General features: G+C 70.4%; 11 protein-coding genes, 1 tRNA gene and 3 pseudogenes. 9 read left to right on the top strand and 6 right to left on the bottom strand.

The window, feature by feature from the left end:
- Window positions 1–101 precede the first annotated feature (101 nt).
- Complete coding sequence (locus tag LRS04_RS08990) at window positions 102–1,418, top strand: lytic murein transglycosylase (RefSeq protein WP_257816066.1); 1,317 nt, start codon at window positions 102–104, stop codon at window positions 1,416–1,418.
- Here the strand turns inward: LRS04_RS08990 and LRS04_RS08985 are convergent.
- Window positions 1,415–2,776 (bottom strand): MFS transporter, encoded by a 1,362-nt coding sequence (locus LRS04_RS08985; protein ID WP_257816065.1) that lies wholly within the window; start codon window positions 2,774–2,776, stop codon window positions 1,415–1,417. The two genes, LRS04_RS08990 and LRS04_RS08985, sit on opposite strands and share 4 nt — an antisense overlap.
- 101 nt (window positions 2,777–2,877) lie before the next feature.
- Here LRS04_RS08985 and motA point away from each other — a divergent pair, with 101 nt between their 5' ends.
- From motA to LRS04_RS08965, 4 genes are all read left to right on the top strand, one after another.
- Window positions 2,878–3,744, top strand: a complete 867-nt coding sequence (motA, locus tag LRS04_RS08980; protein ID WP_257816064.1) for a flagellar motor stator protein MotA — start codon at window positions 2,878–2,880, stop codon at window positions 3,742–3,744.
- A 174-nt stretch (window positions 3,745–3,918) separates the two neighbouring features.
- The gene (locus LRS04_RS08975; protein WP_257816062.1) at window positions 3,919–4,203 is read left to right on the top strand and encodes a hypothetical protein; all 285 of its coding nucleotides are present in this window, start codon (window positions 3,919–3,921) and stop codon (window positions 4,201–4,203) included.
- A 69-nt stretch (window positions 4,204–4,272) separates the two neighbouring features.
- Window positions 4,273–6,081: a tRNA (5-methylaminomethyl-2-thiouridine)(34)-methyltransferase MnmD gene (mnmD, locus tag LRS04_RS08970; RefSeq protein WP_257816061.1), complete on the top strand. Its 1,809-nt coding sequence runs from the start codon at window positions 4,273–4,275 to the stop codon at window positions 6,079–6,081.
- A 65-nt stretch (window positions 6,082–6,146) separates the two neighbouring features.
- Entirely contained in the window at window positions 6,147–6,563 is a 417-nt protein-coding gene (locus LRS04_RS08965; protein WP_257816060.1) for a DUF6491 family protein, read from the top strand.
- A gap of 69 nt (window positions 6,564–6,632) precedes the next feature.
- On the opposite strand, the gene LRS04_RS08960 is transcribed toward LRS04_RS08965, so the two are convergent.
- The 3 genes from LRS04_RS08960 to LRS04_RS08950 all read right to left on the bottom strand — a co-directional run bounded on the left by LRS04_RS08960 (window position 6,633) and on the right by LRS04_RS08950 (window position 13,199).
- Window positions 6,633–8,480 (bottom strand): TonB-dependent receptor domain-containing protein, encoded by a 1,848-nt coding sequence (locus LRS04_RS08960; RefSeq protein ID WP_257816059.1) that lies wholly within the window; start codon window positions 8,478–8,480, stop codon window positions 6,633–6,635.
- Window positions 8,426–9,808, bottom strand: coding sequence for a TonB-dependent siderophore receptor (locus LRS04_RS08955; protein ID WP_257816058.1), 1,383 nt, complete (start codon window positions 9,806–9,808; stop codon window positions 8,426–8,428). The genes LRS04_RS08960 and LRS04_RS08955 overlap by 55 nt, the downstream gene beginning before the upstream one ends.
- Window positions 9,809–10,220: 412 nt before the next feature.
- A complete protein-coding gene (locus LRS04_RS08950) occupies window positions 10,221–13,199 on the bottom strand; it encodes a TonB-dependent receptor (protein ID WP_257816057.1) in 2,979 nt (992 codons plus the stop codon).
- A gap of 281 nt (window positions 13,200–13,480) precedes the next feature.
- Here LRS04_RS08950 and LRS04_RS27770 point away from each other — a divergent pair.
- Together LRS04_RS27770 and LRS04_RS08940 are read left to right on the top strand one after the other, a co-directional pair.
- Window positions 13,481–13,804, top strand: a pseudogene (locus tag LRS04_RS27770) (MgtC/SapB family protein); the annotation flags it as partial.
- A 157-nt stretch (window positions 13,805–13,961) separates the two neighbouring features.
- On the top strand, window positions 13,962–14,741 hold the full coding sequence (locus LRS04_RS08940; protein WP_257816055.1) for a DUF4010 domain-containing protein: 780 nt from the start codon (window positions 13,962–13,964) through the stop codon (window positions 14,739–14,741).
- Window positions 14,742–14,772: 31 nt separating this feature from the next.
- Here the strand turns inward: LRS04_RS08940 and LRS04_RS08935 are convergent.
- Together LRS04_RS08935 and cpdR are read right to left on the bottom strand one after the other, a co-directional pair.
- A tRNA-Val gene (locus LRS04_RS08935) sits at window positions 14,773–14,847 on the bottom strand.
- A 66-nt stretch (window positions 14,848–14,913) separates the two neighbouring features.
- Window positions 14,914–15,270 carry a cell cycle two-component system response regulator CpdR gene (gene cpdR, locus LRS04_RS08930; protein WP_257816054.1) on the bottom strand — a complete coding sequence of 119 codons (357 nt, stop codon included), beginning with the start codon at window positions 15,268–15,270 and terminating at the stop codon, window positions 14,914–14,916.
- 109 nt (window positions 15,271–15,379) lie between these two features.
- On the opposite strand from cpdR, the pseudogene LRS04_RS27765 reads away from it, so the two are divergent.
- Window positions 15,380–16,282: pseudogene (locus LRS04_RS27765) on the top strand (N-formylglutamate amidohydrolase).
- A 381-nt stretch (window positions 16,283–16,663) separates the two neighbouring features.
- Window positions 16,664–18,500 (top strand): annotated as a pseudogene (gene typA, locus LRS04_RS08920) (translational GTPase TypA).
- The last annotated feature ends 23 nt before the right edge of the window (window positions 18,501–18,523 follow it).

The following is an 18,523-nucleotide window of genomic DNA, read 5'->3' as shown; positions in this document are numbered from 1 at the left end:
CGGGCGCATATACGGGCCGGCCTCGCAGGAGTCAACGCTTCGGCCCCTGACGGCGTTTTGATTGTGGGCCGCGCCCCCGGGCTCGCTAGACTCCAGAATCGATGCGCCGCAGATATCTCCTCGCCCTCTACGTCCTGGCCGGTTGCGCCAGCCCGGCCAACAAGGCCCTCATCCCGACGCCGAGCGTGGCCCCGCCGCCGCCGGCCGTGGAGGCGCCCGCGCCCGTCCCGGCCCCGGTGACGCCGCCGACCGCCTCGGGCGACCAGGTGTTCGACGCCTGGGCCAGCGAGTTCCACGGCCGGGCGCTCAAGGCCGGGGTCTCCCGCGCCGTGCTCGACCGCGAGATGGCGGGCCTGACGCCGGACCCGCGGGTCGGCAGCCTGGACAGCCGCCAGCCGGAATTCTCCAAGCCGATCTCGGAATATCTGAAGGGCGTGGTCACCGGCGGCCGCGTGACCATGGGCCAGCAGCGACGGACCGCGCCCTATTTCGACGCCATCGAGCAGACCTACGGCGTCCCGCGCGAGATCCTGATCGGCATCTGGGCGCTGGAGAGCGGTTACGGCGCCATTCAGGGCGAGCGCGACGTGATCCGCTCCGTGGCCACCCTCGCCGCCCAGGGCCGGCGTCGCGCCTGGGCGGAGGGCGAGCTGATCGCCGCGCTGAAGATCATCCAGTCGGGCGAGCACCCGAGGTCGCGGCTGGTCGGCTCCTGGGCCGGGGCCATGGGCCAGACCCAGTTCATTCCGACCACCTTCACCTCCACGGCCGTGGACCACGACGGCGACGGCCGGCGCGACATCTGGGCCTCGGCCCCGGACGCCCTGGCCTCGGCCGCCAACCTGCTCGCCAAGGCCGGCTGGGTGCGGGGCCAGAGCTGGGCGCGCGAGGTCGCCGTACCGGCCGGATTCGACTGGAGCCTTTCCGAAGGTCCCCGCGAGGACCCGGCCTGGTGGGCGCAGAAGGGCGTGGTGCGCGCCGACGGCCTGCCGTGGACCGAGGCGGATGCAGGGGCGAAGGCCCAGCTCGTCGCCCCGACCGGCGCGGGCGGCCCCGCCTTCCTGCTGTTCCCCAACCACTTCGCGATCCGCAAGTACAACAACTCCATCGCCTATGCGCTTGGCGTCGGCATGCTGGCCGACCGGGTCGGCGGGATGGGCGACCTCGTCCGCCCCTGGCCCAACGAGACCCCGCTCTCGCTCGTCGACCGGATGACCGCCCAGCGGGCGCTGGCCTCGCTCGGCTTCGATCCCGGCGCGCCGGACGGGGTGATCGGCATGGGCACGCGTACGGCGCTGCGCAACTGGCAGAAGGCCCGCGGCCTCGTGGCCGACGGCTATCTGTCGCCGGACATGGTCGCGCGGCTCCGGCGGGAGGCCGAAGCGCCCGCGACGGCGGCGGCGGCCCCCGCGCGCTAGGCTGCGCGGGACCCGCGGGCCGTGTGAACGGCGCCTACAGGGTCCCGCCCTCGTCCGACTTCTCGATGGTCGCCATGGTGGCCATCTCGCGGGTCGCCGGCTTGGGATCGGCGTTGCGCAGGGCGTTGCTGCGGAAGGCATAGATCAGCAGCCCCCCCCATCAGCACGCTATTGAGGATGAAGGGCGCCGGGCCGAAGTGCTGGTAGAGCCAGACGAACAGCGGGGCGAACACAACATTGACCCCGTTGACCGCCGCGATGGCCCCGGCCACCCGGGCCTGCTCCCCGATGCCGACGGCGATCGAGGCGCCGGCGGTGAAGCCCGGCCGGGCGAAGCCGAAGCCCAGGCTCGCCACCGCGTAGCCGGCGACCACCAGATAGTAGTCGGTGGCGAAGGCCACGAGCAGGTTGCCGAGGCAGGCCACGGCCACGCCCCAGCGCAGGAGCTGGCGCGGCGTCATCTCGAACATCCGGATGATGCCCCACTGGGCGAGCAGGCCGGCGCAGGCGCCGAACATCATGGCGATGGAGATCGAGAACTGCGCCTGGATCGGCGACAGGCCGAGCTTGTCGATGATCAGGAAGCCGAGCGTCTGGGCCTGGGCCGTCTGGCAGGTGGCGACGATGAAGCCGTAGATCAGGAAGGGCGTGACCCGCGGGTCCTGCCACATCCGGGGCCCGGCCTTGGCGCCCGTGACCGGCCGGCGGGGCCGCCGGGCCTCCTCAGGCACCGGGGTCTCGGGCAGCATCCGCCAGACCACCGCCAGCATGCCGAGCGCGATCAGGGCGAAGGTGAAGAGCGGCCCGGCCAGCCCGAGCACCGGGATCTTGGTGAACAGCGGCGCGAGGAACGGCCCGATGACGGTGCCAAGGCCGAAGGCCCCGGCCAGGCTGGCCATCGCCTGGGTGCGCTGAGTGAGCGGCGTGCGCTCCGCCACATAGGCCTGGGTCGCCGGGTTGGCGGCCGCGCCGAACAGGCCGAAGAGCGCCCGGGCCAGCAGGAAGAACACGAAGATCGCCATCGGCGTCGCCCAGTGGCGGAGGCCCGCGCTGACCACCACGCCGCACAGCAGCATGGAAACCAGGAAGCCGGTCAGGCCGACCATCATCAGGGGCTTGCGGCCGTAGCGGTCCGACGCCCTCGCCCAGGCCGGCGACGAGGCGGCCCACAGGAGCGCCGAGAGCGAGAAGATCGCCGCCACCATGGGATCCGGAATGCCGATCTCGCGCCCGATCGCCGGCAGCACGGATATCAGGCCGGTGTTGCCCATCGCCGTGGCGAGCGAGACGCCGAAGATGATCGCGAACGAACGCCGGGGCAGGCCGCTGTCCGTCGGAGCGGGGAAGCCATCGGCCACCGGCTTAAGCGGGTTGGCCGGCGCCCGCAAACGGCAATCGCGCTCACTGGCCATTAAGCATTAACGGCGATCTTCCGCGGGAAGACGGAGCCCCGCGACGAATGTTCCAGATTATCGGCCTCGTGCTGCTGTTCGCCATGGTGTTCGGCAGCTACCTGATCTCGGGCGGCAACATGGGCGTCATCATGCACGCCGCGCCGCACGAGATGATGGCCATCGGCGGAGCCGGCGTCGCCGCCTTCCTGATCGGCAACTCGATGACGACGATCAAGGCCACCGGCGGCGGCTTCGCCAAGGCGTTCGCGGGCCCGAAGTGGAAGGCCGCGGACTACCGGGACCTGCTCAGCCTGCTGTTCCTGATCACCAAGACGATGAAGTCCAAGGGCATCATCGCGCTCGAGCAGCACATCGAGAACCCGCACGAGAGCACGATCTTCTCGAAGTTCCCGAAGATCATGAAGGACCACTTCGCCGTCGACTTCATCTGCGACACGCTGCGGATGATGACCATGAACCTCGAGGATCCTCACCAGGTCGAGGACGCGATGGAGACCCAGCTCGAGAAGCACCACCACGAGTCGCTGGCCGCCAGCCACGCGGTCCAGAACCTGGCCGACGCCCTGCCCGCGCTCGGGATCGTCGCGGCCGTGCTGGGCGTCATCAAGACCATGGGCGCGATCACCGAGCCGCCGGAGGTGCTGGGCACCATGATCGGCGGCGCCCTCGTCGGCACCTTCCTCGGCGTGTTCCTGGCCTACGGCATCGTCGGCCCGCTGGCGAACCAGATGAAGGAGATCGTCGAGGAGGAGGGCGCCTTCTACAAGATCATCCAGTCGGTGCTGGTCGCCCACCTGCACGGCAACGCCGCCCAGATCTCTGTCGAGATCGGCCGCGGCAGCGTGCCCTCCAAGGCCCAGCCGAGCTTCGCCGAGCTGGAAGAGGCCCTCAACGCCATGCCGAACGAGTAGGCTCGAAGCGCCGGCCGGAGCCCCTCGGGGCGACAAGAAATGTGATCACGGACGCGTGAATACGCCCCTTGCTGGCGCCGCGAACCGGCGCATAGTTCCCCTCAGCGTCCGGGCGCTCCGCAATGGCCCAGAGGGCGCGTGAACGAACCCCATCGAGGGAAGGGAACCAGGGACATGACCTCCGAACTGCTCCGCAAGCTGGCCATCGCCGGCGCCGCCGTCGCCGCCCTGTCGGTCGCGGCCTGCAACAAGCCGGCGGAAGAACCCGCGGCCACCGCGGAAACCACCACGGAAGCTCCGGCCGCGGCTCCGGCCGACGCCGCCGCCGCCGATGCGGCCGCCGCCGCCGCGGCTCCAACCGATCCGGCCGCCGCCCCGGCCGCCGACACCGGCGCCATGGCCACCACCGCCCCGGCTCCGGAAGCGGCCCCGGCCGCCGCGCCGGCCGAGAAGCACTAAGCTTCCCGCGCGAAAACGCGCTACGGAGGGCCGCCTCGCAAGGGGCGGCCCTCTTCTTATGCCCGGACGATGAGCGACCCTGCACCTCCCGCCAGCGATGACCCGCTCGTCTGGGGTGACGATGGCCAGCCGCGCTCACGGCTGTTCGGCGACGTCTACTTCTCCACCGAGGACGGCCTGGCCGAGGCCCGCGCGGTGTTTCTGGACGGCTGCGGCCTGCCGGACGCCTGGGCGGGGCGCCGCCGCTTCGTGGTCGGCGAGCTGGGGTTCGGGACCGGGCTCAACACCCTGGCCCTGCTCGACCTCTGGAGCCGCACGCGCCCGCCGGGCGCGCGGCTCCACGTCTTCAGCCTGGAAGGCTATCCGATCACCGCCGGGGAGGCCGCCCGCGCCCACGCCCGCTGGCCCGAGCTCGCGGAGATATCCGCCCTGCTCCGCGGCCGCTGGCCGGGCCGCGCCCGCGGGCTGCACCGCGTCGACCTGCCGGAGCTCGGCGCCGTCCTCGACCTCGCCGTGCTCGACGTGGCGGAGGCGCTGGAGGGCTGGGACGGCCGGGCCGACGCCTGGTTCCTCGACGGCTTCTCGCCCGCCCTGAACCCGCAGATGTGGGGCGAGGACGTCCTGCGCCTGGTCGGGGCGCGCTCGGCCCCCGGCGCGCGAGCCGCCACCTTCACCGTCGCCGGCCATGTCCGCCGCGGGCTCGCCGCCGCCGGCTTCGCGGTGGAGAAGCGGCCCGGCTACGGCCGCAAGCGCGAGCGTCTGGAAGCCCGCCTGCCAGGTGAGCCCGCCGATTCCGGGCCGCGCCGGGTGGCCGTGGTCGGCGGCGGGATCGCCGGGGCCGCGGCGGCGCGCGCCGTCCGCGCGCTGGGCGGCGAGGCGGTGCTGGTGGAGGCCCACGGCCTGGGCGCCGGGGGCTCGGGCAATCCCGCCGCGCTCGTGACGCCCAGGCTCGACGCCGGCGGCGGTCCGCCCGCCAAGCTCTTCGCCCAGGCCTTCCGCCGCGCCATCCAGCTCTATGGGGCCGAGGCGGCCGACGCCGTTATCGCGCAGGGCGTGCTCCAGCTCGCGCCCGGCGAGCGCGACGCCCTGCGCTTCGGAAAGGTCGCCGCCTCGGGCCTCTTCGAGCCGACCGCGCTGGCGATGATCCCCGCGACCGAGACGGCGTCGCGCCTGGGCGAACCTGCCCCGGACGCGCTCGACCAGCCGGCGGCCCTGGTGGTCGATCCAGGCCGGGTCCTGGCCGCCTGGGCCGGCGATATCGTGCCGGCGGACGTGGCGGCGATCGCGCCCGCGGGCGACGGCTTCAGTCTGCGCGACGCCGCTGGCGCAGAGATCCTGCGCGCCGACGCCGTGATCCTGGCCGCCGGTCTCGCCTCAGCCGCCTTCGGCCCCTGCCCGCCGCTGACTCCGGTCCGCGGCCAGGCGAGCTGGGCCACGACCCGTGAGCGCGTGCCGGCGGCCGCCTGGGGCGGCTACGCGGTTCCGACCGCCGACGGCCTCCTGTTCGGAGCCACCCACGATCGCGGGGAGACCGCCACCGAGGTCCGCGCCGACGATCACGCGCGCAACCGCGGGACCCTGGCGGCGGCCCTGCCCGCTCTGGCCGCCCGGATCGCCGACCTGCCGCTGGAGGGCCGCGCCTCGGTCCGGGCGACCACCGCCGACCGCCTGCCGCTGGCCGGACCGGCCGACGGGGGACCGCCGGGCCTTTTCCTGCTCACCGGCTTCGGCTCGCGGGGCTTCTCCTGGGCGCCGCTGCTGGCCGAGCACGTGGCGGCCCAGGCGCTGGGCGCGCCCTCGCCCCTGCCTGAGCCGCTGGCCGACCTGGTGGACCCCGCGCGCTTCCGGCGGCGGGCCGAACGACGCGGCCTTCCCTGAGGTCCAGCCGGCGCCCTAGAGTGGCCGGGCACTTCGGGGGACCAACCCGCCAGGGACCGAAGCCAATGAAACGACATATCTTCTGGGGTGCGCCGATCGCGGCGCTGGCCTTCGCCATGAGCGCCGGCGCGGCGCCGGACGCCCAGACCGACACCAAGGCGACGTCCAACGCCGCCCGGGAAGCCCGCCAGTGCTTCTGGACGCGCAACGTCAACGGCTTCGCCGCCGCCGACGAGAAGTTCGTCAACGTCCGGGTGGGCGTGAAGGACGTCTACCAGTTCGAGATGTTCGGCCCGTGCAACGACATCGACTGGAGCCAGCGCATCGCCATCGTTTGGCGCGGCGGCGCCCAGATCTGTTCGGGCTTCGACGCCGAGATCATCACCCCCTCGCCGATCGGTCCGCAGCGCTGCACCGTGCGCAACATGAAGAAGCTGACGCCCGAAGAGGTGGCCGCCCTACCCCGGCGCGGGCGGCCCTAGGGCGCATCCGCCAAAGGAAAGGGCGCCGGACCCTCAGGCCCGGCGCCCCTCCCTGCTGTCCGTGACGCCTTAGAAGCGCTTCTGGAAGCCGATCTCGAACACCCGGCCCAGCGGATTGCCCTGGGTCAGGTCGTAGTTGTACGGCGAGGGCACATAGGGCGGGTCCTCGTCGAACAGGTTCTGGACGCTGACGGTGATGGTGGTGTCCCAAGGCGCTTCCCACCGGCCGATCAGGTCGTGCTGCCAGTAGTCGTCCGACTTGCCCACCGCTTCTAGCCGCCGGCCGCCGCAGGCGTTGGTCGGGCAGGCCGTGCCCGCCGCCGGCACCGTCGTGGCGCTGGCGTCCGGCACCGTGATGAAGAACGGCGAGCCGAAGGCCGGCGAGGTGCCTTCCGCATAGCGGAGCTGCCAGCGGAACATGAACGGCCCGCGGTTGAAGGTCGCGAACCCGTTGGCCTTCATCTGCGGATACGAGAAGAAGTCGTTCAGCACGTCCGACAGGCCCGCCCGGTCCTCGGCGGGCGCGATGGTGATGCCCGGGTCCTCGAGGAGCGGAATGGCGCCGCGCTTGTACTCGATCAGGTAGGTGAGCTCGCCGCCGACGGCCCAGCTGCCTTCGAACCAGCCGTCCCAGGCGTACTGGGCGCGGGCCTCGATGCCGGACGTGTCGGTGTTCGGGCCGTTGACCACGAAGCTGCGCAGCCGCGCCACGTTCGCAGCGCCGCAGGCGCCCGCGAAGGTGAAGCGGGCCTGCAGCGACGCGTACGCCGGCTGGTTGCAGTTCACGTTCGTGCCGTTCGGGAACATCGTGGCGTAGAGGCGCGAGCCGCTCTCCTCGATGATCTCGTCCTTGAACTTGAAGTTGAAGTAGTCGACCGTCGCCGAGAAGCCGTTCACCTCGACGATCGCGCCGATGTTGAAGGTGTCGGCCTCCTCAGGCTTGAGGTTGGGGTTGCCGCAGCTCTGGAACGCCCGGTAGGCGCTGCCAAGCACCCGCACCCCGTTGTTACAGCCCGAGCCGGTCAGGCCGGGACCGGGCGCCCGGAAGGTTGTGCTCGCGCTGCCGCGGAGCGCCAGGAAGTCCGCCACCTGCCACTTCACGGCGATCTTCGGATTGGTTGTCGAGCCGATGTTGCCCTGGAATTCCTCGTGCCGGATGGCGAGGTTGATGTTCAAGGCGTCCGTGACCGGCACTTGCAGCTCGCCGAAGATCGCCTTCACGTTGGCGTCGTCGTCCCGGTCGGTGTTCGAGCCGAAGAACTGCAGCGGCCCGGTCTCGTCGGCGCAGGCCGGACGGTCGGGACAGGGGTTCTCGTCGGCGTTGAAGAGGGCGCCGTACTTCCGGATCTCGCGGTTGTAGCGGTACTGGCCGCCGGCCGCCCAGGCCACCGGCCCGCCGCTGAGCTCGAGGCCCGTCTCGCCCGAGAACACCGCGTCCAGCACCAGGATCTGGTTGGTGAGCACATTGGTGTAGTTGCCGTAGAGCCACTGGACGACCTGCGGATCGTTGGCCACCGCGGCGTTGAAGAACGGGTTGGCGGCGCCGTTCACCGCGCTGGTCTGCACCCCGTTGGTGAACGGGTTGAAGAAGTAGCAGCCGAGCGCCGCGTTGCCGGCGCCGGTCGTGAAGTTGGCGGTCTCCGCCGCCGTGCAGCCCCCCGGATCGTCGGCCTTGGCGCCGAAGCCGCGCAGCGCGAGCTGCAGGTTCTTCACCAGGATGTCGTTCGTGTTCGAGGTGTTCTTCTGCTCCATGTAGGTGACGGCGGTGTCGTAGTTGACGCCGCCGAAGATGGAGCCCTTGAGCCCGCCGGAAATCCGGAAGGCGTCGTTGACGATGCTCTGGTGGTCCGCCTTGTCCGGGTTCAGCGGATGGCCGGCGAAGGCCACCGCCCGCCAGCCGAGCTGAACGATGTCCACCCCGCGCGCGCCGCCCGGCGCCCCGGCTGGGCGCCGACCGTGGAGAACGCCCCCGCCCGGATCGCGGCGCATTCGGTCGCTGTCAGCGGGGCGCGGCAGTCGTTGATCAGGGCGAGCAGGCCCGGGTTGTTCACCGGCACGTTGAACGGCACCGACAGGTTCGGGCCGCTGCCGGCGGTCGGCGAATAGGACGTGCCGCCGTCCGACACCCGGGACGGGTACTGCGCCGTCAGGTTGGCGGGCGACAGGCGCTGGACCGGCGTGTCGTTCTTCGCCCAGGCGACCTCGCCGTGGAAGCTCATGTTCTCGGAGAGATCGAAGTTGACCTCGCCGTAGAGGTTGTAGTGGTCCTCCTCGTTCACCAGGTCGTTGAAGTTGGAGAACTGGAAGCGGCAGCCGGTGGCGGTGCCGGAGGTGGCCGGAAGCTGCGGGCCGGTCGGCACCGCGAAGGCGACCGTGGGGGCCTGGTTCGGCTGTCCGGCCAGGGGGTTCTGATAGGTGATCGAGCGGGTCAGCGTGCCGCCCAGCTCTTCGCAGCCGTTGTCGCGGAAGGCCGTGGCGCCGGCGACGAAGAAGCCGGGGTTCGAGGCGCCGGTGAAGCCGGCCGCCCCGGACGAGCCCGCGAAGTCGAAGGGCTTCAGCGCATAGTCGCGCTCGTGGATGTCGAGCCGCGAGCGGTGGCGGTAGCCGGCGGTGAGCAGGACGTTGCCGTTGTCGAACTGCTTGCCCCAGGCGACGTTGGCGTTCCAGTCGCCGTCCGAGCCGTCGATCAGGGCATATTCGCCGTCCACGTCGAGGCCGTCGAGGTCCTTGCGGGTGATGAAGTTCACCACCCCGCCGATGGCGTCGGAGCCATAGGTCGCGGCCGCGCCGTCCTTGAGGATCTCGATGCGGCCGATGGCGGCGGTCGGGATCGAGTTCAGGTTGGCGCCGCCGCCCTGGAACGCCGCGGCCGGGCTGTCCGCCAGCCGGCGTCCGTTCATCAGGGTCAGGGTCCGCTGGGCCCCGAAGCCGCGCAGGTTGATCGTCGCCGTGCCCGCGCCGCCGTTGTAGCGGTTGGATTCGCCGAGCGACGATTGCGAGGCGGTGATCGTCTTCACGAGCTGGACGATGGTCGGCGAGCCCTGCTCCTGCAGGTCCTCGGTGGACATCACGTCCACCGGCATGGCGGAGTCCTCGGGCGTGCCGGCGATGAATGAGCCGGTGACCACCACCTCTTCGACTTCCGCGGCGCGCGGAGCCTGCTGGGCGGCGGCGGGCGCGATGAGCCCAAGGGTAATGGCGACGGCCAAGGTCGAGCCGCCGGTGAAATAATGGCTTCTGGTCATAATGGGTTTCCTCCCCGTCATGGGGTCCGCCGCTCCCATCTGACGCGGAAGCTGACGCCCCGAACACGAAGGATCATCCGGCAGCGCAACGCCATCCGTCCAGCGCTTTCGGTGCTGGTGCATGACGTTGGGCGTTCGCGGCAACAATTCCGAACCGCGTTGATATTGCTCGAAAAAGCACGGTGACGCTGGGGCAACTCCGTACCCCTGCTTCGATCCCGCAACACGCGATAAACGTACTTGATATTCGAAAAAATCGGCTCTGGGGCCCCGCAATTCCGCATACCGCTGTTTCGGTTATCGGCGATAAGGTTGCGGCTGTTGCAGAAATGCCGCGACGCCGGCGGAATGACGAAAAAAGGGCGCCGCCACGGTCGCGGCGACGCCCCTTTCGGGTCCGGAGGCCCGGCGGTCAGAACCGCTTGGTCACGCTGAGTTTGAAGGTCCGGCCGAGCGGATTGGCCGTGAACGGGTCATAGCCCAGGTCGAGGCGGGCGAACGGCGGGTCCTCGTCGAGGAGGTTGTCGATGTCGAACACGAAGGTGGTGTCCCACGGCGCCTGGTAGCGCCAGGCCGCGTCAACCGTCGTGAAGGCGTCGATCTTCCGGCCCTCGTTGGAGCGCAGTTGGGTCGCGCCCGTGGCGTTCTGCACCACGTTCGGCGGGAAGGGCGACGTCCGCTGGTCGATGTAGCTGGCGATGTGGTTCACCTGCACCCGGATGTTGTGGGGCCCCATGGTGTATTCGGCGAAGGCCGTGCCCTTCCAGTCGGGCACCGGCACGATCTGGGTCTGGTAGTTGAGGTGGTTCACGCCCTCGAAGGCCGGCGACACCACCACGCCCTCCACGGTCGTCGCCCCGACACTGTACTCGTTGGTATAGGTCGCCGTGACGCCGAAGGCCGCGCTGCCGCCCCAGACGTCGTCCATCCGGTAGTTGGCCAGGACGTCGATGCCGTTGGTCTTCACCTTCGGCCCGTTCACCACGAAGGTCCGGATGCGGGACAGGTTGGCCACCGAGCAGACGCCGCCGGCGCCGAACACGAACCGCGACTGGAGCGCGGCGAACGCCGGGTTGCCGCAGTTGCCGGTCCCCGCGCCCGTCGGGAACATGGTCGAGAACATGCCGCCCACCGGCTCGGTGACCAGCGGGTTGTCGAAGTCGAAGTTCCAGTAGTCGATGGTGGCCGTGAAGCCGCCGGAGCTGGCGATCAGGCCGATGTTGTAGGTGGTCGCCTCCTCGGGCTCCAGGTCCGGGTTGCCGATGATGTCCACCGCCCGGAAGGCGCCGCCCAGGAACTGCAGGCTGGTCACCTGGCCGGGGTCGAGCGACGTGAGCGGCGGAGCCCGGAAGGTGGTGCCGACGCTGCCGCGGGCGGCCAGAAGGTCGCTGAACTGCCAGCGCACCGAGGCCTTCGGATTGAAGGTCGAGCCGACCCCGCTGCCGTGGTCCTCGTAGCGCGCGGCGAGCTGCATCTGGATGGAGTCGGTGAACGGCAGGCTGACTTCGCCGAACCCGGCCCAGACGTCGCCCTTCAGGTCCGACGGCGTCGCGCCGCCGAGGAACAGGAACGGCCCGTTGCGCACGGTGCAGTTCGTCGAGCCGTTCACCGGCGTGTCGATGCAGGGGGTGACGGTCAGATCGGTGAGGGCGTCATACTTCCCCTCGAACTGATCCTTCCGGTACTGCGCGCCGAGCGCCCAGCCGACGGCCCCGCCGCCGAGCTCCCAGCCGAGTTCGCCGTTCAGGACGGCGTCGACGACGAACAGCTTGGTGGTGAGGTCCGAGCCGGTCGGCTGGAAGAACCAGCGGATCAGTTCCGGATCATTGGCCACCGCGGCGCTGTAGTTCGGGTTGGTCTGACCCGTCAGGACGTTCGACTGGATGGCGTTGGAGAACGGGTTGAACCAGCGGCAGGGTCCGACGCCGGGCGTGCCGGTGGTCGGGCTGCATCCCTCGCCGCCGAGGCCGCGGAGCGCGAGCTGCAGCCGGCTGACGAGGGCGTCGTAGCCGATGCGCACGAGGTTGTCGGTCATGTAGGTGGCGGCCACGTCGTAGCCGATGCCGTTGCCGAACTCGCCGGCCAGGCTGGCCGACAGGCGGAAGGCCTCGTACTTGCGGCTGCCGCGCGAGGAGTTGTCGCCGAACAGCGGGTTGCCGCCGAAGCTCAGCGGCCGGTAGAGCACGCCGGGAAGGTAGGCGCCGGTGGCGAAGGAGGGGATCTGGGTCGGGTTCTGCTGGCGGTAGAGCGCGAAGCCCGGGTTGGTCGACGGCACGAAGTAGCCGGCGGCGAGGCCGGAGGCGACCGCCGGGCTGGTGGTGGAGGTCGGCGACTGCAGGGCGAGGTAGGAGGGCGATGTCGCCCACTGCGGCGTGTCGGTCTCCGAATAGAGGCCCTCGATGTGCAGCCGGTGATCCTCGGCGATGTCCCAGTTGATCTCGCCGTAGAGCTGGAAGCGGTTCTCCTCCTCCACGAGGTTGTCGTAGGGCGTGTAGTTGAAGGCACAGGCCGGCGTCGTGCCGCTGAAGGTGGGCGTCCCGCCGAGCGGGGCGCAGCCGGCGTCGCGCTGCAGGCCGGCGGCCGGCGTGAAGCCGCCCGTCGCGGTGTTCATCAGCGGCAGGAAGGCGGTGACCGCGTTGCCGGTCGAATAGCCGGTTTCCGGGCTGTCGAAATAGCTGACCTGGGTGAAGTCACGCTCGCGGACCGAGAGTTCCGACCGGTGCTGGTAGCCGCCGGTGAGCATCACGTTGAACGCGCCGAAGTCCTTGCCCCACACCGCCTGGGCCGTCCAGTCGTCGCCGTCCGACCCGTCGATCATCCGGTACGAGCCGTTGATTTCCAGGCCGTCGAAATTGCGCCGGGTGATGAAGTTGACCACGCCGCCGATGGCGTCCGAGCCGTAGGTGGCGGCCGCGCCGTCCTTCAGCACCTCGATCCGGCCGATGGCGGCCGACGGCAGCAGGTTCACGTCCGGCGCGCCCTGGCCGATGGGCGCGATGACCACACGCCGGCCGTTGAACAGGATCAGCGTGCGGGAGGCCCCCAGCCCCCGCAGGTTGACCGTCGCCGCGCCCTCGGCGCCCTGGGCGCGGCCGTCGAACTGGTTGGTGTCGCCGATGACGCCGTTGGACGCCGGCAGGTTCTTGATCAGCTCCAGCGTTGACGGCGAGCCCTGCTTCTCGAGCTCGTCGGCGCCGATCACGTCCACCGGCAGGGCGGCGTCCTCGGGCGTGCCGCGGATGAAGGAGCCGGTGACGACCACCTCGCCCACGGTCGTGCCGGACTGCTGGCCGGCGGCCTGCACGGCCTGGGCGGCGGCGGGCCCGGCCACGGCGAAGGACGCGAGCGCGGCGATGGTCGACGCGCTGCAGAAGAACCCGGTTCTGGTCATTGAGTATCCTCCCCCTCGGCGCCCTCTCCGCCCCTTAAGGGGTCGCGGGCCGCCTGAGTCCGCCCACTACGGCGCATTTGTTTCAACTGCGCCACATGGATTTTCGTGTTCCGACAACGCGGCTATTTGAAAGCGGCGCCCGCGCAACACCCGACAGGGCAAGGCATTGCCGTTACGGCAAGAGCCTTCGGCGCTCGGATTCTGCGATGCGCCGCGACCGGAGGATTTCGTAGTCGCTCCGCGGTTCGGCGCGCTAGGCTCGGGGCCTGGAGGAGGACCGGGTGGAGACGGAGACGCCCATCAATCTGATCGTGGCGCTCGGAATCGGGCTGCTGATCGGCATCGAACGCGAGCGGGCCAAGGCCGAACAGGACGGCGCGTCGCCGGGCGGTCTCAGGACCTTCGCCATCACCGCGCTCGCCGGGGCGGTGGCCGCAATGGCCGGCGGCGTCCCCCTGCTGCTGGCGGCTGCCCTGTTGGTCGGCGCCTTCGTCGGCCTCAGCTACTGGCGGGCGATCCCGGGCGCGGGGTTCGGCCTGACGACCGAGGTCGCCATGGTCCTGACGCTGCTGCTCGGCGGCCTGGCCATGACCCAGCCGGCCGCGGCCGGATCGGTCGGCGTGGTCACCGCCCTGCTGTTGGCCAGCAAGGCACGGCTGCACCGGTTCGCCGGCTCTGTGCTCACCGAGGAGGAGGTCCGCTCCGCCCTGATCCTGGCGGCCGCCGTGGTGGTCGTCCTGCCGCTGCTGCCGAACGCCCCCCATGGGTCCGTTCGGGGCGCTGAATCCGTGGAAGATCTGGAGGCTCGTAGTCCTCGTGCTGGCGATCGGGGCGGCGGGCTACCTCGCCACCCGCCTGCTCGGTCCCCGTTTCGGCCTGCCGATATCCGGCCTGGCCTCGGGCTTCGTCTCAAGCTCGGCGACCATCGGGGCCATGGGGGCCAAGGCCGCCGCGGTCCAGGGGATCCTCGGCGCCGCGGTGGCGGGCGCGGTGCTCTCGACGGTGGCCACGGTCCTGCAGATGGCGGCGGTGCTCGGGGCGACCAGCCAGCCGGTGCTGATGGCCATGGCCATGCCCCTGGTGTTCGCCGGCGTCGTCGCCGCGCTCTACGGCGCGGTGTTCACCCTGCTGGCGCTGAAGTCGCCGCCGCAGGACGGCGACCATGCCGGCAACCCGCTCAGCGTGAAGACGGCGCTGGTGTTCGCCGCCACGCTCGCGGTGGTCATGCTGCTGTCGGCCGCGGCGCGGGAATGGTTCGGCGAGGCGGGCGTCATCGTAGCGGCGGGCCTGGCGGGCTTCGTGGACACCCACGCCCCGGCGATCTCCATCGCCTCGCTGGTCGCGGCTGGCCGGATGACGCCCGACGAGGCCATTTGGCCGATCCTGGCGGCCTTCACCACCAATTCGGCGACCAAGGTGATCCTCGCCGCCACCGCCGGGGGCCGGGACTTCGCGCTCCGGGTGATCCCGGGCGTGCTGCTGGTCGCCGTCGCCGCCTGGGCCGGGGCGCTGGCCGCCATGCGGCTGGGCTGGCCGGGCTAGGGCTGCCGCTTCTCTAAGTCTTTGAAAGGGATGGTGGACGTGACAGGGATTGAACCTGTGACCCCCTCGATGTCAACGAGGTGCTCTCCCGCTGAGCTACACGTCCAAACCGGTCCGGTCGTCGGGAAGGCGGGGATATAACGGCGCGCCTCGCCGGGTGCAAGCGTCGCCTTCAGGCTGCGATCATCCGCTCCACCTCGGAGACGATCTCGCGCAGGTGGATGGGCTTGCTCAGCACCTTGGAGCCCGGAGGCGCCTGCTCGCCGGCCGCCAGCGCGACGGCGGCGAAGCCGGTGATGAACATGATCCGGAGGCCCGGGTGGCGGGCGGCGGCCTGGCGGGCCACCTCGATGCCGTCCATGCCGGGCATGACGATGTCGGTCAGCAGCAGGTCCCAGTCCTGGTCGAGCACGGCGGCCGCCTCGTCGCCGTCGGCGCAGGCCACGACGTCATAGCCGGCGCGCTCCAGCGCGCGCGCGAGGAAGCCGCGCAGGGAATCGTCGTCTTCGGCAAGCAGGATGCGGGGCATGGGCGCGGCGATCAGGTCTCGGTCAGGAAGAGAAAACCATAAGCCCTCAAGCGTAAACTCGCGATGAACCCTTTGACCTAATGCGGCGGCTGGGCCTTCTATGCCCCCCATGAACGCCTGGGAGCCGATCGCCGAGGATGCGCGCCCGCGCCACGCGGCCTTCGAAATCCGCCGGGCGGCTCGAGACGGCGTTCCGCCGCCGACGCCCCCTGGTGTTCGCCTCGCCCCATTCCGGCCGCCTCTACCCCGACGACATGATGGCCGCCGCCGCGCTCGACGCGCTGGCCATCCGCCGTTCGGAGGACGCCTTCGTCGACGACCTGATCGAGGCGGCGCCCCGGCTCGGCGCGGCGACGATCAGCGCCAGCTACGCGCGGGCCTACATCGACCTGAACCGCGAGGCCTTCGAACTCGACCCCAACATGTTCGCCGACGAACTGCCGGAGTTCGCCCGGGCGCGGACGGCCAGGGTCGCGGCGGGCCTGGGCGCCATCGCCCGCGTGGTCTCGGAAGGCCAGGAGATCTATGCACGCAAGCTGACCTTCGCCGAGGCCCGCGGCCGGATCGAAGGCGCGCACCGGCCCTATCACGCCGCCCTGGCCGGCCTGATCGCCGAGGCGCACGCGGCCCACGGCTTCGCGATCCTGATCGACTGGCATTCCATGCCGGCGGCGGCCCGGCCGCCGGCGGGCGCGACCGGCCCTGCGACATCGTGCTGGGCGACCGCTTCGGCGCCGCCTGCGCCGGCCTGCTGCCGACCCGGGTCGAGAAGGAGCTCGAGGCGCTGGGCTACCGGGTGGCGCGGAACACGCCTTACGCCGGCGGCTACACCACCGAGCACTACGGCCGGCCGGGACGGCGGGTGCATGCGCTGCAGGTGGAGCTCAACCGGGCGCTCTACCTCGACGAGGCGAGCCTCTCGCCCACCGCCGGATTCGAGACGCTCAAGAGCCATATCGAGGCCCTCACCCGCACGCTGGCGGCCGCCGACTGGAGCGCGCTGCGCGGCTGAGCCGGGGCGATCCGCCGGCCGGACCAAAAAAAGCCGCGCCAGAAGGCGCGGCTAGTTCATTAGGGAGGAAACGCCCAGGAAGGGCAGAGGCGTCAGCGACGCCTCACAACAATCGATATAGAGTGCGCTGCACAAAAAGGCAAGCTGACGGCGTACAGATTACGCTATCACGAAGCGTTACAGGAAATTTCCCGACATAATTCCGTCGCTTAGTGTTAGTATGCGACGCGTCCCATTCGCTTTTGCACCGCAAAACAGGCGCTGCCGCCCCTGTGGCGCCGCAGCGTCGCGCCGTCGCGGTTGCGAACTGTGGCTGGCGGATGCCTCGCCACTCGCCTACAAGCCCGCCTTTCTCAAAAGACCGAAGATCTTCCCCGCCCCATGTCGCTCCGCAACATCGCCATCATCGCCCACGTCGACCACGGCAAGACCACGCTCGTCGACCAGCTGCTCGCCCAGTCCGGCGTCTTCCGCGCCAACGAGGCGACGGTGGAGCGCGCCATGGACTCCAACGACCAGGAGCGCGAGCGCGGGATCACCATCCTGGCGAAGTGCACCTCGGTGCTCTGGCACGGCAAGGCCGGCGAGACCCGCATCAACATCATCGACACCCCCGGCCACGCCGACTTCGGCGGCGAGGTGGAGCGGATCCTCGGCATGGTGGACGGCTGCGTCCTGCTGGTCGACGCCGAGGAAGGCGTCATGCCGCAGACCAAGTTCGTGCTCGGCAAGGCGCTGAAGATGGGCCTGCGCCCCATCCTCTGCCTGAACAAGGTCGACCGCGCCCACGCCGATCCGGACCGCGTGCTGAACGACGCCTTCGACCTCTTCGCGGCCATGGGCGCGACGGACGAGCAGCTCGACTTCCCGCACATCTATGCGTCGGGCAAGAACGGCTGGGCGACGATGGATCTCGCCAAGCCCAACGACAACCTCGCCCCCCCTCTTCGACCTGATCGTCGACCACGTGCCGCCGCCGAAGGCCGAGGCCCGCAAGGACGAGCCCTTCCAGATGCTGTCGGTGCTGATCGAGAGCGACCCGTTCCTGGGCCGCCTGCTCACCGGCCGGATCGAGAGCGGCAAGGCGGTCCCCGGCATGGCGATCCACGCCCTGTCGCGCGACGGCAAGGAGATCGAGCGCGGCCGGATCACCAAGGTCCTAGCCTTCCGCGGCCTGAAGCGCCAGCCGATCGACGAGGGCGCCGAGGCCGGCGACATCGTCGCCATCGCGGGCCTGTCCAAGGCCACCGTGGCCGACACGCTCTGCGCGATGGAGGTCACCGAGGCCCTGCCGGCCCAGCCGATCGACCCGCCGACCATCTCCATGACGGTGTCGGTGAACGACAGCCCGCTGGCCGGCCGCGAAGGCGACAAGGTGCAGAGCCGCGTGATCGCCGCGCGCCTGCAGAAGGAAGCCGAGAGCAACGTCGCCATCCGCGTCACCGAGACCGCCGAGAAGGACGCCTACGAGGTCGCCGGCCGCGGCGAACTGCAGCTCGGCGTGCTGATCGAAGGCATGCGCCGCGAGGGCTTCGAGGTCTCCATCAGCCGCCCGCGCGTGGTTTTCCAGACCGACCCGGAGACCGGCGAGCGCCTGGAGCCCATCGAGGACGTGATGATCGACGTGGACGACGAGTTCACCGGCATCGTCATCGAGAAGCTGTCGGCCCGTAAGGCCGAGCTGAAGGACATGGGTCCGTCGGGCGCCGGCAAGACGCGCATCAGCCTGATGAGCCCGTCGCGCTCGCTGATCGGCTACCAGGGCGAGTTCCTGACCGACACCCGCGGCTCGGGCGTGCTGAACCGCGTGTTCAGCCACTACGAACCCTACAAGGGCCCCATCGACGCCGGCCGCAAGGGCGTGCTGGTCTCCAACTCCGACGGCGAGACGGCGGCCTACGCCCTGTGGAACCTGGAAGAGCGCGGGACGATGTTCGTCGGCGCGGGCGAGAAGACCTACCAGGGCATGATCATCGGCGAGAACTCGCGGTCCGACGACCTCGACGTCAACCCGATGAAGGCCAAGCAGCTCACCAACGTCCGCGCCTCCGGCAAGGACGAGGCCGTGCGCCTCACCCCGCCGCGCAAGCTGACCCTCGAACAGGCCATCGCCTACATCGAGGAGGACGAACTGGTCGAGGTGACGCCGAAGAACATCCGGCTGCGCAAGAAGGTGCTCAACCCGAGCTTCCGCAAGAAGCGCGTCCGCGAGGACTAGACGGCTTCGCCATCAGCGTGACA

Origin of the sequence: Phenylobacterium sp. J367, from assembly GCF_024699985.1 — a bacterium.
Classification (GTDB): Bacteria; Pseudomonadota; Alphaproteobacteria; order Caulobacterales; family Caulobacteraceae; genus Phenylobacterium.
The sequence above is the reverse complement of the archived record's forward strand: the minus strand, read 5'-3'. Positions and strand labels throughout refer to the sequence as shown.